The sequence below is a fragment of the Streptomyces sp. NPDC053560 genome, assembly GCF_044544605.1.
GTDB lineage: Bacteria > Actinomycetota > Actinomycetes > Streptomycetales > Streptomycetaceae > Streptomyces.
This window is the reverse complement of sequence record NZ_JBITXI010000028.1, coordinates 1-14,185: the sequence shown is the minus strand read 5'-3', so window position 1 is coordinate 14,185 and position 14,185 is coordinate 1. Positions and strand designations below refer to the sequence as shown.

14 protein-coding genes are annotated in these 14,185 nt (G+C 69.7%); 4 read left to right on the top strand and 10 right to left on the bottom strand.

Annotated elements, in window-relative coordinates; all coding sequences use genetic code 11:
* Nucleotides 1-35 precede the first annotated feature (35 nt).
* Complete coding sequence (locus tag ACIGQF_RS38185; protein ID WP_399720618.1) at nt 36-356, bottom strand: DUF5955 family protein; 321 nt, start codon at nt 354-356, stop codon at nt 36-38.
* A gap of 396 nt (nt 357-752) precedes the next feature.
* Here ACIGQF_RS38185 and ACIGQF_RS38180 point away from each other — a divergent pair, with 396 nt between their 5' ends.
* From ACIGQF_RS38180 to ACIGQF_RS38170, 3 genes are all read left to right on the top strand, one after another.
* Nucleotides 753-1,439, top strand: coding sequence for an NTP transferase domain-containing protein (locus ACIGQF_RS38180; RefSeq protein ID WP_399720615.1), 687 nt, complete (start codon nt 753-755; stop codon nt 1,437-1,439).
* Nucleotides 1,440-1,665: 226 nt separating this feature from the next.
* Nucleotides 1,666-3,285, top strand: a complete 1,620-nt coding sequence (gene aceB, locus ACIGQF_RS38175) for a malate synthase A (protein ID WP_399720612.1) — start codon at nt 1,666-1,668, stop codon at nt 3,283-3,285.
* 180 nt (nt 3,286-3,465) lie between these two features.
* Nucleotides 3,466-4,320 carry a chitosanase gene (locus ACIGQF_RS38170; protein ID WP_399720609.1) on the top strand — a complete coding sequence of 285 codons (855 nt, stop codon included), beginning with the start codon at nt 3,466-3,468 and terminating at the stop codon, nt 4,318-4,320.
* 136 nt (nt 4,321-4,456) lie between these two features.
* Here ACIGQF_RS38170 and ACIGQF_RS38165 read toward each other — a convergent pair whose 3' ends face one another.
* The 9 genes from ACIGQF_RS38165 to ACIGQF_RS38125 all read right to left on the bottom strand — a co-directional run bounded on the left by ACIGQF_RS38165 (nt 4,457) and on the right by ACIGQF_RS38125 (nt 13,386).
* Entirely contained in the window at nt 4,457-5,851 is a 1,395-nt protein-coding gene (locus ACIGQF_RS38165; protein WP_399720606.1) for a nucleobase:cation symporter-2 family protein, read from the bottom strand.
* Nucleotides 5,852-5,989: 138 nt separating this feature from the next.
* Nucleotides 5,990-7,420: a nucleobase:cation symporter-2 family protein gene (locus ACIGQF_RS38160; protein ID WP_399720603.1), complete on the bottom strand. Its 1,431-nt coding sequence runs from the start codon at nt 7,418-7,420 to the stop codon at nt 5,990-5,992.
* A 352-nt stretch (nt 7,421-7,772) separates the two neighbouring features.
* Nucleotides 7,773-9,173 carry an 8-oxoguanine deaminase gene (locus tag ACIGQF_RS38155; protein WP_399720600.1) on the bottom strand — a complete coding sequence of 467 codons (1,401 nt, stop codon included), beginning with the start codon at nt 9,171-9,173 and terminating at the stop codon, nt 7,773-7,775.
* A gap of 43 nt (nt 9,174-9,216) precedes the next feature.
* Complete coding sequence (locus ACIGQF_RS38150) at nt 9,217-10,626, bottom strand: nucleobase:cation symporter-2 family protein (protein ID WP_399720597.1); 1,410 nt, start codon at nt 10,624-10,626, stop codon at nt 9,217-9,219.
* Nucleotides 10,627-10,715: 89 nt separating this feature from the next.
* Nucleotides 10,716-11,648, bottom strand: coding sequence for a factor-independent urate hydroxylase (gene pucL / locus ACIGQF_RS38145; RefSeq protein ID WP_399720594.1), 933 nt, complete (start codon nt 11,646-11,648; stop codon nt 10,716-10,718).
* A gap of 7 nt (nt 11,649-11,655) precedes the next feature.
* A complete protein-coding gene (gene uraH / locus ACIGQF_RS38140; RefSeq protein WP_399720591.1) occupies nt 11,656-12,054 on the bottom strand; it encodes a hydroxyisourate hydrolase in 399 nt (132 codons plus the stop codon).
* Nucleotides 12,051-12,563: a 2-oxo-4-hydroxy-4-carboxy-5-ureidoimidazoline decarboxylase gene (gene uraD / locus ACIGQF_RS38135; protein WP_399720588.1), complete on the bottom strand. Its 513-nt coding sequence runs from the start codon at nt 12,561-12,563 to the stop codon at nt 12,051-12,053. The genes uraH and uraD overlap by 4 nt, the downstream gene beginning before the upstream one ends.
* 176 nt (nt 12,564-12,739) lie before the next feature.
* The gene (locus ACIGQF_RS38130; protein WP_399720585.1) at nt 12,740-13,120 is read right to left on the bottom strand and encodes a helix-turn-helix domain-containing protein; all 381 of its coding nucleotides are present in this window, start codon (nt 13,118-13,120) and stop codon (nt 12,740-12,742) included.
* Nucleotides 13,117-13,386 carry a hypothetical protein gene (locus tag ACIGQF_RS38125; protein ID WP_399720582.1) on the bottom strand — a complete coding sequence of 90 codons (270 nt, stop codon included), beginning with the start codon at nt 13,384-13,386 and terminating at the stop codon, nt 13,117-13,119. The genes ACIGQF_RS38130 and ACIGQF_RS38125 overlap by 4 nt, the downstream gene beginning before the upstream one ends.
* Before the next feature lie 135 nt (nt 13,387-13,521).
* Here ACIGQF_RS38125 and ACIGQF_RS38120 point away from each other — a divergent pair.
* Nucleotides 13,522-14,185, top strand: a 664-nt coding sequence (locus ACIGQF_RS38120; RefSeq protein WP_399720580.1) for a TIM barrel protein, incomplete at its 3' end; no start/stop codon positions are given.

Here is a 14,185-nt window from a genome sequence, read left to right as displayed (position 1 = left end):
GCATGTCACCGAAGCCCAAGAGGTTCAGCAGAGATTCAGCTCCGCGGCATGTCTCCGAAGAGGTCGATGACCTTGCGGACCTCGGTGAGCGTCGGCGACAGCGCACTGACCGAACCGACGGCCCCCGCGATCAGCAGCAGGCAGCGGCGCAGCCGCGGTACTTCCGGCGTGCCGCCGGTCACCATGGCGTCCAGCGTGGCCAGTTCTTCCTCGGCGGCGCCCCGGTCGGGCAGCTCCGCGGGGTAGGCGGCCAGTTCACGGCGGAGCCGGGCGACGGCCACACGCAGCGCCTCGACGCGCGGGTCGTCCGCGACCCCGGTCTCCTGCTTCGGCCTCTGCCTCTGCCATTGCTCCACAACGACGGCATCCTCCACGGCCGTTGGTTCGCATCGCACCACATCGCCCCCTCACCCGGCCCCGCTCCATCGGGCAGCCGCGGATCAGTTAACGCCACGGTGCGCTATTCGCGCCATACGGAGAGCGAAATTCAGTTGGACCTTTCACCGGCCGCCACATGACGCCCGACCGGCCCCTCCGGCGCACGGACCGGGCCCCGCGCCCCCGCGGCCGGGTGCGTCACGACCGTGACCGGCGCTGTTCCCGTCGCTCCCGCGGGCAAATCTGTCGCAGAATCGCCGTCTTCCCGCTCGCGACTTGACTTCCGGCGGCGCGCCCGTGGTGCGCGGGGCGCGCTGGCGGGTTGCGCGCGACGCGGCGTGCTGCGATGCGCCGGGATGCGGTAAGCAGGCCCCATGACTTCCTCCGGCGCGGACGCGCACCCCACCACTCCCCCGACCGCCCCGTCCGCGGGAGCCGGCCGGCCCGCCGTCGCCGGGCTGCTGCTCGCGGCCGGGGGCGGCCGGCGGCTGGGCGGGCGGCCCAAGGCGCTGCTGGACTTCCGCGGCCGGCCGCTGGTCGAGAACGCCGCGCGGGTGCTGCGGGACGGCGGCTGCGGGCCCGTGCACATCGTGCTGGGCGCGGCGGCCGACACGGTACGCGCGCGGGCCGAGCTGTCCGCGTACGCCGTCACCGAGAACTCCGACTGGGCGGCGGGCATGGGCACGTCCCTCCGCGCCGGCCTCGCCGCGCTGGCCGGTACGGGCGCGGACGCCGTCGTGGTCTCGCTGGTCGACCAGCCGGGCATCGGCTCCGCCGCGGTGGCGCGACTGGTGGCGGCGTACGAGGCGGGCGCCGATCTGGCAGCGGCGGCGTACGAAGGGCGGCGCGGGCACCCCGTGCTGTTCGGCGCGGAGCACTGGGCGGCGGTGGCAGCGCGCGCGGTGGGCGACCGCGGTGCCCGGGATTACCTCGCGGCGCACGCCGACGCCCTCACGCTCGTCGAATGCGGGGACGTGGCCGAGCCGTACGACATCGACACGCCTGCCGACCTGCCCCGACTAGCAGCGGGGCGCGCCGCGCGCGGTGGTGATCGAGCGTGACCACGATGGCACTCAGCGCCATTCGATCACGGCATCTGTCGATCAAAAGAATCTCGACGTCAACAAACCATTGAACTTCCGCTATAAGGAAACTACTCTCCACTGGTCAGAAGCGCCCTGAACCCCAGACGGCGCCCGCGACCGTATCTCGGAGCCCTCGGCACCCAGTGCCGCCAGGGCGGCCCGGCGGCCGCAAGGCACCGCCGCTGAATTGGAGTGACAGCCCATGTCCGCACCAGCGCCGTCCCCGCTGGCCATCGTCGACGCCGAGCCCCTGGAGCGCCAGGACGAGGTCCTCACCGAGGCCGCCCTGGCCTTCGTGGCTGAGCTGCACCGCCGGTTCACCCCCCGCCGCGACGAGCTTCTGAAGCGCCGCGACGAGCGCCGCGCGGAGATCGCCCGGACCAGCACGCTGGACTTCCTCCCCGAGACCGCGCACATCCGCGCGGACGACTCCTGGAAGGTCGCCGAGGCCCCCGCGGCCCTGAACGACCGTCGCGTGGAGATCACCGGTCCCACCGACCGCAAGATGACCATCAACGCGCTGAACTCGGGCGCGAAGGTCTGGCTCGCCGACTTCGAGGACGCCTCCGCTCCCACCTGGGAGAACGTCGTCCTCGGCCAGCTCAACCTGACCGACGCCTACGAGCGCCGGATCGACTTCACCGACGCGCGCAGCGGCAAGTCGTACGCGCTGAAGTCCGCCGAGGAGCTCGCGACCGTGGTGATGCGGCCGCGCGGCTGGCACCTCGACGAGCGCCACCTCCAGCTCGACGGCAAGGCCGTGCCCGGCGCCCTCGTCGACTTCGGCCTGTACTTCTTCCACAACGCGAAGCGCCTGCTCGACCTCGGCAAGGGCCCGTACTTCTACCTGCCGAAGACCGAGTCGCACCTGGAGGCCCGCCTCTGGAACGAGATCTTCGTCTTCGCGCAGGACTACGTCGGCGTCCCGCAGGGCACCATCCGCGCCACCGTCCTCATCGAGACGATCACCGCGGCGTACGAGATGGAGGAGATCCTCTACGAGCTGCGCGACCACGCCTCCGGGCTGAACGCGGGCCGCTGGGACTACCTCTTCTCGATCGTGAAGAACTTCCGTGACGGCGGCGCCAAGTTCGTCCTCCCGGACCGCAACGCGGTGACGATGACGGCCCCGTTCATGCGCGCGTACACCGAACTCCTCGTCCGTACGTGCCACAAGCGCGGCGCGCACGCCATCGGCGGCATGGCGGCCTTCATCCCGTCCCGCCGGGACGCGGAGGTCAACAAGGTCGCCTTCGAGAAGGTCCGCGCCGACAAGGACCGCGAGGCCGGCGACGGCTTCGACGGCTCGTGGGTGGCCCACCCCGACCTGGTCCCGATCGCCATGGAGTCCTTCGACAAGGTCCTCGGCGAGAAGCCGAACCAGAAGGACCGCCTGCGCGAGGACGTCAACGTCGCCGCCGGCGACCTGATCGCCATCGACTCGCTCGACGCGAAGCCCACCTACGACGGCCTCGTCAACGCCGTCCAGGTCGGCATCCGTTACATCGAGGCGTGGCTGCGCGGCCTCGGCGCCGTGGCCATCTTCAACCTCATGGAGGACGCGGCCACCGCCGAGATCTCGCGCTCGCAGATCTGGCAGTGGATCAACGCGGGCGTGGAGTTCGAGAACGGCCAGAAGGCCACGGCCGAGCTCGCCCGCGAGGTCGCCGCGACCGAACTCGACGCGATCCGCAAGGAGATCGGCGAGGAGGCCTTCGCCGCCGGCAAGTGGCAGCAGGCCCACGACCTCCTCCTCCAGGTCTCCCTGGACACCGACTACGCCGCCTTCCTCACCCTCCCGGCATACGACCAGCTGGTCTGACGCCCCGCACGCCCAGTGCCCCCGCCGCGCCCCGCGGCGGGGGCACTCGCGTATGCCGGGGCCGCGTCGGCCAACTCCCCCGCCCCTGACGGGTATACGTCAACTCCCGGGTCTGGTAGGAAAGCTTCCTAACGATTGGGGAACCCCCCACGGAACTCTCCTGACTGGAGGCGATCCATCATGCGCACCCGATCGAAGACCGTGGCGTTCGGCAGGCCTGCCGTTCGTGTGGTGCTCGGGCTGGCTCTGCTTGCCGTGCCGGCGACGGCTGTCGCGAGCGCCGCCCCCTCCCCCGCACGCCATGCGGAGGCCGGGCAGCGGGCCGCGGCGGGGCTCGATGATCCGGCGAAGAAGGAGATCGCCATGCAGCTGGTGTCCAGTGCGGAGAACTCCTCGCTGGACTGGAAGGCGCAGTACGGCTACATCGAGGACATCGGGGACGGCCGCGGGTACACCGGCGGCATCATCGGGTTCTGCTCCGGTACGCACGACATGCTGGAGCTGGTGGAGCTCTACACGCAGCGCAAGCCGGGAAACGTGCTCGCCAAGTACCTGCCCGCGCTGCGGGAGGTGGACGGCAGCGACTCGCACGAGGGGCTGGACCCGGGCTTCACCGATGCCTGGAAGAAGGCCGCGAAGGACGCGGACTTCCAGAAGGCGCAGAACGATGAGCGGGACCGGGTGTACTTCAACCCGGCGGTGAAGCAGGGGAAGGCCGACGGGGTCGGGGTGCTCGGGCAGTTCGCGTACTACGACGCCATCGTGGTGCACGGGGGCGGGAACGACGCGACCAGCCTCGGGAGCATACGGAAGAAGGCGCTGGCCAAGGCCAAGCCACCGGCCCAGGGCGGGGACGAGAAGAAGTACCTCGGCGCCTTCCTGGACGCGCGGGTGTGGGCCATGAAGCAGGAGGAGGCGCACAGTGACACCAGCCGCGTGGACACCGCGCAGCGCGTCTTCCTGAACAAGGGGAACCTGAATCTGGATCCGCCGCTGGACTGGAAGGTCTACGGGGATCCGTTCCACATCGGGTGATCATCGGCCCGCTGCCGCGGCGGCCCGTACGGCACGGCCGCCGCGGCAGCGGCCCGTACGGCGTACCGCGCACCGGCGGGCGGGGCACCCCACGCACCCTCGCCCGCCGGAGACCTGGTGCCGGCGGTGCGGTCCGTCAGTGCGCGGCGGCCGGTTCCTCCGCCGTCGTGCGGGCGCGCTTCCCCAGGTGGTTGAAGACCAGGTTCAGGGTGACGGCCAGCAGGCAGCCGGTGGAGATGCCCGAGCCGAGGACGATCTGCGCCCAGGACGGGAACGCGTCGTAGAAGCCCTTGGAGAGGGCGGGGGCGAGGCCGGCGCCGAGGGTGACGACGACGATGAGGGCGTTGTCGCCACGGTGCAGGTCGGCCTGGAGCAGGGTCTGGATGCCGCTGACGGCGATGGAGCCGAAGAGGAAGAGGCTGACGGCGGCCAGTACCGGCATGGGGACGACCGAGATCAGGGCCGCGGCGGCCGGGCTGAGGCCGATGAGGACGAGCAGACCGCCGCTCAGGGCCACCACGAAGCGGCTGCGGACGTTGGAGATCACGACCAGGCCGATGTTCTGCGCGAAGGCGCTCGCATGGAAGGCGTTGAAGAGCGGGCTGAGCGCGGAGCCGAGGCTGTCGGCGCGCAGGCCGCGGGCGATGGTCCTCTCGTCGACCTCCTTGTCCACGATCTTGCCCAGGGCGATCATGTCGGCGGTCGACTCGGTGAGGATCACCAGCATGACCACGCACATCGAGATGATCGCGGGGAGCGAGAACTGCGGGGCGCCGAAGTGCAGGGGCGCGGGGATGCCGAACAGGGCGGCGTCGCCGAGCTTCGAGAAGTCGGCGAGGCCCATCGGGATCGCCAGCAGGGTGCCGAAGAGCATCGCGAAGAGCATGCTGATCTGCTTGAGGAAGCCGCGCGTGAAGCGCTGGAGGAGCAGCATCACCACGATGGTCGCGGCGGCCAGCGCGATGTTTTTCGGGTCCGGGGTGCCGGACGGCGCGCCGTCCACGATCCACTCGTAGGCGACCGGGATCAGCGAGACGCCGATGAGGAGGATGACGGAGCCGGTGACGACCGGCGGGAAGAACCGTACGAGGCGGGAGAAGTACGAGCTGACCAGGAAGCCGAAGAGGCTGGAGACCATGATCGCGCCGAAGACGACGGGCATGCCCGCCTGGACGCCGCCCTGGGTGGTCAGGATCGTCAGCATGACGCCGACGCCCGCGAAGGAGACGCCGTTGACGAACGGCAGGCGGGAGCCGATGAAGTTGCCGATGCCGAGCGTCTGCAGGAGCGTCGCGATGCCCGCCATCAGGAGGCTGCCGCCCATGAGGACGGCGGTGTCGGCGGCGGACATCTTGGCCGCGACCGCGACGACGAGCGGTACGGAGACGGCACCGGCGTACATCGAGGCGACGTGCTGGAGGCTCGCGACGAGCATGCGGCCCGCCGGCAGCACCTCGTCGACGGGGTGAACGGCGGCGGCGGCGTCCGCGGGTGGTGCGGGGGCGTCGGACGGGACGCGGGCAGAACTCATGGGTGGCGCTTCTTCCGTCTCGTACGGGATACGGCCGGCCTCGTCCCCGGCCCTCCCCGTGCATACGGGGAGGTCAGGACGGGCCGGCCTCAAGACTGGAAAGTAACTTCCGTCTGCGCTGGGCGGGACGACGTTACGTCAGTGCACCCCGGCAGCGGAAGACCCTGCTGCCGGTCGCTGTGACGGAATTCCATCTTCCAGAAGTCCCGCCGACGCCTCCTGTTCACCTTCACGGCCTGCGCGAAGGTGATTGAAGAGCAGGTTGAGGATGATCGCGACAAGACAGCCGGTGGAGATGCCGGAGTCCAGCACGACCAGCAGGTCCTTCGGGAAGTTGTGGTAGAAGTCGGGCGCCGCGATCGGTATCAGGCCGATGCCGACGGCCGCCGCGACGATCAGCGCGTTCTCGCCCTTCTCCAGGGCCGCCGTGGACAGGGTCTGGATGCCGCTGGCGGCGACCGAGCCGAAGAGCACGATGCCCGCGCCGCCCAGCACCGGCAGCGGCACGAGGGAGATGACGGACGCCGCGATCGGACAGAGCCCGAGGACGATCAGGATCAGACCGCCGGTGGCGACGACGAAGCGGCTGCGTACCTTGGTCATCGCGACCAGGCCGATGTTCTGCGCGAACGCGCTGTTGGCGAAGCCGTTGAAGAGCGGGCTGATGGCGGTGCCGAGGGTGTCGGCGCGCAGACCGCCCTCGATGGTGCGCTCGTCCGCGGGCCGCCCGACGATCTTCCCGAGCGCCAGCATGTCGGCGGTCGACTCGGTCATGCAGACCAGCATCACGATGCACATCGAGATGATCGCGGCGATGTCGAACTGCGGGGCGCCGAAGTGGAAGGGCGTCGGGAAGCCGATGACATCGGCCTTGGTGATCACACTGAAGTCGGTGATGCCGACGGGTATCGCGATCAGGGTGCCGACGATCAGGCCGAGCAGGATGGATATCTGCTGGAGGAAGCCGCGCAGGGTGCGCCGCAGTACCAGCACGATCACGAAGGTCAGCGCCGCCATGCCGATATTGGTCAGCGAACCGTAGTCCGGCGCGGCCGCGTTGCCGCCCTGGGACCAGTTGAAGGCCACCGGGAGGAGCGAGACACCGATCAGGGTGATGACGGTGCCGGTGACGACCGGCGGGAAGAAGCGGACCAGCTTGGAGAAGTACGGGGCGAGGACGAAGCCCAGTACACCGGCGACGATCACCGCCCCGAAGATGATCGGCAGGGCGTTCTCGGGGCTCTGCGCCTTGCCGATGGCGACCATCGGGGTGACGCCGGCGAACGACACGCCGTTGACGAACGGGAGCTTGGCGCCGACCTTCCAGAAGCCGAGCGTCTGCAGCAGGGTCGCGATGCCGGCGGTGAAGAGGCTGGCGCCCATGAGGAACGCGGTCTCGGTCGCGCTCAACCCGCAGGCCGGCCCGACGATCATCGGCGGGGCCACCACACCCGCGTACATAGCGGCCACATGCTGCAGACCACTGGTGAACATTTTGAAAGGCGGGAGGGTTTCGTCGACCGGGTGTTTCCGGTCCCCCTCCACGTGCTGCCCGGGAGTTGCGGCCACTGCGGGCCTCCTTCGATTTCTGTACCACCGGGCCGGTGGTACGAGCCTGTCACGGAGGGCTTGCCAGGTGATGCCGTGCGAAATGCGGGTGCAGGTGCGGCTGCGAGTGGGCGCTCTTGGCGCGTGAGGGGGGTTGTTGTGCGTGGTGACACGGGTGGTGCGGAGCGGGAAGCGCGTGGGTGACGCGGTGCGCGGGTGGAACCGGCCCGGGGACGCGGGTGGTGCCCGCGTCCCCGGGTACGGCGCTTGTGGATCCCGCTCGGATCCACAAGCTCAGCCGGGGGCCGTCCCCCCCGGCCGAGTCTTCAGGTGGGCCGTACGGACCGTGCCGTACGGGTTCTTCGTGCCGGGGTCAGCCCTCGGCGGCGATGCGGGCCAGCCGCTGCGACTCGCTCCGCGCACTGCGCGCGACGGCGTCCTCGTCGACGGTGGTGAGGCGGTTGTCCTCCACCACCGTCTTGCCGTTGACGAGCGAGAGGGTCACCGGGGCCGCCGCGCCGAAGACCAGCGCGGTGACCGGGTCGGCGATGGTGGAGTGGCCGATGCCGTCCAGCTTCCACAGCACCAGGTCGGCGAGCTTGCCCGCCTCGACCGAGCCGATCTGCCCGTCCCGGCCGAGCACCCGCGCGCCGCCGAACGTGCCCAGGCGCAGCGCCTGACGGGCGTTCAGGGCGGCCTCGCGGTGCGGGCCGAGGCGGTTGATCAGCAGGGCGTTGCGCAGTTCGGTGTGCAGCTCACCGGACTCGTTGGAGGCGGTGCCGTCCACGCCGAGGCCGACCGGGACGCCGGCCGCGAGCATGTCCGGTACGCGGGCGATGCCGGCCGCGAGCCGGGCGTTGGACGACGGGCAGTGGGCGACGCCGGTGCCGGTGCGGGCGAAGGCGTCGATGTCGGAGTCGTTCATGTGGACGCAGTGCGCCATCCACACGTCCTCGCCGAGCCAGCCGGTGGACTCGAAGTAGTCGGTCGGGCCCATGCCGAACAGCTCGTGGCAGAACTTCTCCTCCTCCACGGTCTCGCTGCCGTGCGTGTGGAGGCGTACGCCCTTGCGGCGGGCCAGCTCCGCGCCCTGCCGCAGCAGGTCGGTGGAGACGGAGAACGGCGAGCAGGGCGCCACGGCGACCTGCGTCATCGCGTCGAAGGAGGCGTCGTGGTGCCGGTCGATGGTCTCCTCGGTGGCCGCGAGCGCGCCCTCCAGGGACTCCACCGCGAAGTCCGGCGGCAGCCCGCCGTCGGACTCACCGCGGTCCATCGAGCCGCGCGCCAGCGTGAACCGTACGCCCATGTCGGACGCGGCCTTGATGATGGCGCCCGACAGGTCGCCGGAGCCGCGCGGGTAGACGTAGTGGTGGTCCATGGCGGTGGTGACACCGCCGCGGGCCATCATGGCCAGCGAACCCTGTGCGGCCGCGGCCGCCATCGGCTCGTCGATACGGGCCCAGGTCGGGTACAGCGCGACCAGCCAGTTGAACAGGTTGTGGTCGGTCGCGAGACCCCGGGTGATCCACTGGTAGAAGTGGTGATGGGTGTTGACCAGGCCCGGGGTGAGCAGGTGGCCGGTGCCGTCGATGCGGCGGACGACACCGTCCAGGCCCTCGGGCGCGGGCCCCGCGCCCACCGACTCGATCCGGTTGCCGGCGACGACGACATGCCCCGAGGCGTACTCGGTGTCGTCGGCGTCGACGGTCGCGATCGCGCAGTTCTCGATGATGATGCGCGCGACCGCGCTGTCAGGGGATGCCGATGCTGCCATGGCGGTTCCTTCGTTCTCTGGCGGTTTTGGGCACGGCATGGCCCTACGGGATTTGAGTGCCGGAGCCGGGCGATGCAGCTGACAGTACTGCCGCCCGTGTGGTGCTCCGGGTGCCGAGATGATGGAAGAACAGGTTGAGCAGGACCGCGACGAGCGCGCCGGCGCTGATACCGGAGCCGAGGACGGTCTGTGCCCAGGCGGGGAAGTCCGCGTAGAAGGTCGGCGCGGCGAGCGGGATGATTCCGGCGCCCAGCGACACGGCTACGAGGATGATGTTGGAGCTGTCGTCCAGACCGGCCTCGGAGAGCGTACGGATGCCGCTGACCGCTATGGAGCCGAAGAGGACGATGCCGGCACCGCCGAGGACGGGCATCGGTACGAGGCTGACGACCGCACCGAGGACGGGGAAGGCCCCGAGGACGATGAGTGCGCCGCCCGCGACGGCGACGACGTAACGGCTGCGTACCTTCGTGAGCGACACGACGCCGACGTTCTGGGCGAAGGCGCTGGTGGGGAAGCCGCCGAAGATCGGCCCGATGAGCGTGGCGATGCCGTCCGTGCGCAGGCCGCGGGTGATGGTCCGGCCGGTGCACTCGCGGTCGCAGATCTCGCCGAGGGCCAGCATGCCGGCCGAGGACTCGGTCATCAGGACGAGCATGACGATGCACAGCGAGAGGATCGCGGCGGGCTGGAACTCCGGCGGGCCGAAGGCGAAGGGCGTGGGCAGCGCGGCGACGGGCGCCTCGCGGATCGAGGAGAAGTCCGCCAGGCCGAAGGGGATCGCGGCGAGAGTGCCGATGACCAGGCCGAGGAGGAGCGCGATCTGCTTGATGAAGCCGTGGAAGAAGCGCTGGATGAGCAGGATGACGACGAGCGTGAAGCCGGCCAGTGCCAGGTACTTCATGTCGCCGTGGTCGGCGGCGTGAGCGTCGCCGCCCTGGGCCCAGCCGACCGGTACGGGCATCAGCGTCACGCCGATGAGTGTGATCACGACACCGGTCACCAGCGGCGGGAAGAACCTCAGCAGCTTGCCGAAGAAGGGACCCACTGCCAGGCAGAAGACTCCCGCGACCATGACCGCGCCGTAGATCGCGGGCAGTTGGTGCCCTTTGGCGGAGGTCTCGGCGATGGCGAGCATGGGGGTGATGCCGGCCGAGGAGGCGGCGTTCACGAACGGCAGCCGGTTTCCGGCGAACCGGCCGAGGCCGATGGTCTGCAGGAGCGTGGCGAGACCGGCGATGAGGAGACTCGCGGCGATCAGCCGGGTCTGCTGGGCCGAGTCCAGGTGGGCTGCCTGGCCGATGATGAGCGGAGGGGTGACCACGCCGGCGTACATGGCGGCGATGTGCTGCAGAGCGGCGGGGACGAGCCGCTTGGGACCCAGCTTTTCGTCCACCGGGTGGACGGGAACGGGCGGTACGGGGTGTTTCTCTACGTGCGATTGCTGTGCCATGGGTCGTTCCCCTCAGGTTTCGCGGCCCCCTCCCGCCGTGCGGGTGAACGGGAGGGGGAAACGAGGCACTTCGCGGCGTGGGAGAGCCGTCAGAGGTTGGTCATGTCCACCGGGATGCGCGCGTCGACACCGTCGCGCAGGATGGTGGCTTCGATGAGCCCGTACGGGCGGTCCGCCGCGTAGTAGACGGCCCCGTCCTTGGCCTCGTTGTCGAGACCGAAGGGCGAGAGGTCCTGGCGGAAGTGGTGCTTGTTCGGGGCCGAGAAGCGGATCTCGTCTATCTCGCTGCGGTTGTTGATGACCCGCGAACCCATTTGGTACAGCGTCTGCTGCAGGGAGAGCGAGTAGGTCTCGACGAAGGCCTGGAGGATGTGCTTCTTGGCCTGGTCGTAGGACCGCTCCCAGTGGGGCATCCGCTCGTCGTCGGACGTCCAGTTGTGGCGCCACCAGGTGGACAGCGACGTCGCGAGGATACGGTCGTAGTCCTCCTGCAGCGTCGTGTACTTGTCCTTGATGTAGCCCCAGAACTCGGAGTTCGTGGAGTTCATGACGGTGAGGTCCTTGAGGCCCGAGAGGACCTCGAACTTCTCGCCGTCGTACGTGATCTGCGCGAGGCGGGTCTCCTGGCCCTTGCGGACGAAGGAGTGCTTCACCTCGTCGGCGCCGATGAACTTGGAGTTGGCGTCGGAGCCGGCGATGCGCTCCCAGGCGTACTCCTCGATGCGGATGCGCGCCCGGTGGATGGACGGCTGGCTGTCGACGAAGTGCCGGGCGAGGTGGATGCCGTACTGCTCGGCGGACTCGATGCCGTATTCCTTGGCGAACGCGAAGCAGGTGTTCTTCGTCGTGTCCGTCGGCAGGCAGTTGGCGTTGGACCCCGAGAGGTGGACCTCCTCCAGGTCGCCGGAGAGGGCGACCGAGACGTTGAGGTCCTTGATGTGGTGGGTGTCGCCGTCCCGGGTGATCTTTACGACCCGGTTTTCCGCCTTGCCGTACTGGTTCTGGCCGAGAATCGTGGGCATGTCGGTGCTAGCTCCCTCGGTATACGGAGTAGCCGAACGGGTTGAGCAGCAGCGGTACGTGGTAGTGCTCGCCCGGCTTGACGGCAAAGGTGATTGCCACCTCCGGGAAGAAGGCTCCGCTGTCCCGTAGCGCGGGGGCGTCCTGCTGTTCCTCGGCTTGCGGTGTGGAGAAGTACGCCTCGGTCTCGAAGTCGAGGCGCACGTGGGTGGTGCCGCCCGGCAGCGCCGGCAGATCCTTGCAGCGCCCGTCCGCATCGGTCTTGGACGCGCCGTGCGCGGTCCATGCGCCGTCGCTGCCGGAGCGCACCGAGAGCGTGAGGGCCACACCCTCTGCGGGGCGGCCCACGCTGGTGTCCAGGATGTGCGTGGACACCGACGTGTGAGCGGCAGCCGTGTCGCTGCTCATGCTGCGTCTCCTTCTGCGAGGCGGGTCAGACGAATGCGGTTGATCTTGACGAGCTCCCCACGCACGATCTCTCGTTCGTGTTCCGGCGCGTTGTCGATCCGGTTACGGACGGCGTCCCGCATCTGCTCGGCGGTCAGGCCGGTGGCGCAGATGAGGAAGACGTGCCCGAAGCGCTCCTGGTAGGCCAGGTTCAGTTCGAGCATCTCGGCCTTGAGCTCTTCGGAAGCCCCCGCCATCCCGCGCTGTTCGCGGGATGAGGTGGGGTCCCCCGGCTTGGGGCGGCCGATCGGCGGGTGCCCCGCCATCGCCTCCGCCAGGTCCTCCGCGGTCAGCTCGGCCATGGCGGCGTCGCTGGCGGCGAAGAGGGCGTCGGTGTCGGCGTACGGGCGCTGCGCGAGGATCTTGCTCCCCCACGCCTCGCTGGCACACACCTCGTGCAGCGCGGCCTGGGCCTCGCTGACGTCGGCGGCATTGAACCGGGAAAGCCCCGGAGTCGGACTCGAAGACACGGGAAGCCTCCGTGGCTGCGTCGTGCTGTGCGTTGAACGGGCTGGCCATAGCTAAGTCCCCCGGCAACACCACGTCAACACTTTGTTGAAAACTCGGCGACACAAAAGCCGCCGCTCCGGAAACCCGGAGCGACGGCTTGTGACGGTTTGCAGTGACGTGAGCGAGCGGTAACCCGTCAGCCCTCGCTCTTCGCCGCGTTCTCCCTGTTCAGGTAGTTGTAGACCGTGAAGCGGCTGACACCGAGCGCACCCGCGACGGTCTCCACGCCGTGCCGGACGGAGAAGGCGCCGCGGGTCTCCAGGATGCGCACGACCGACTGCTTGGTCTTGCGGTCCAGCTCGGCGAGCGGGCAGCCGTGCCGGCGCTCCAGGTCCGCGAGCAGGTGATCGAGGGAGTCGGAGAGGTGCGGCAGCCGCACGGCGACCCGGTCGGCGCCCTCCCAGTTCAGTACGACGTCGTCACCCTGCGCCAGCTCGGGCGCGACCATCTCCCCGCCCATCGCGTCCACCAGCGGCTTCACCGCCTGGACGAACGGGTGGTCGGCAGGCCCGGTCACCGCTCCGCCTCCCCGTTCCCGTCGCCCTCGGGGACGACGTTGACCTGGAGCGAGACGCGGGTGGCACCGGCCGCCAGGGACTGCCGGAGCAGCGCGTCGACCGCGGTGAGCACCCGCTCCGCCTCACCCTCGGCGGTGTTGCCGAAGGGGCCCACGTCGACGGCGTCCAGCTCGGCGCCCGTGACCACCTCACGGGCCACCACGGCGTGGTCCGGGGCCTCGTCGAGGTCGAACGGTTCCGTTGTGAACTCAACTCTCAATCGCACACCGTCAACCTACTGCCGACCTCGGGCCGGCCACCACAATCGGCCGCCGGGGACCCCTTGACAGCTTTCGGCCCCCGCGGGCAGTCTTCCAATAAGCAGAAAGAAAGTTTCGCAATACGGAAGGCGCTTACCCGCATGGGCTTCACCGACACGCGCTTCGACGTCAATCTGTCGATCCTCTTCACCGAGCTGCCGCTGCTGGAGCGGCCCGCCGCGGCGGCTGCCGCTGGGTTCACGGCGGTCGAGCTGTGGTGGCCGTGGGTCGACGCGCCGGTGCCCGCGCAGTCCGAGCTGGACGCGCTGCGGGACGCGCTCAACGACGCCGGTACTCAGCTGGTCGGGCTGAACTTCTACGCCGGCCAACTGCCCGGCCCCGACCGCGGCGCGCTCTCGCTGCCCGGCGAGGAGTCGGAGAAGTTCCGCGCCAACGTGCCCGTCGCGGTGGAGTTCGCCCGCACGATGGGCTGCACCTCGCTGAACGCGCTGTACGGCAACCGCATCGAGGGCGTCGACCCGGCCCTCCAGGACGAGGTGGCCCTCGCCAACCTCACCCTGGCGGCGCGGGCCGCCGACTCCATCGGCGCGACGCTGCTGATCGAGGCGCTGAACCAGCCCGAGTCGCCGCTCTGCCCGATCGTCTCGGCGCCCAAGGCGATCGAGATCGTCGACAAGGTCAACGCCGCCACCGGGCTCGGCAACGCCAAGTTCCTGATGGACCTCTACCACCTGGCCATGAACGGCGAGGACCTCAACGAGGTCATCGACACGTACACCGACAAGACCGGGCACGTGCAGATCG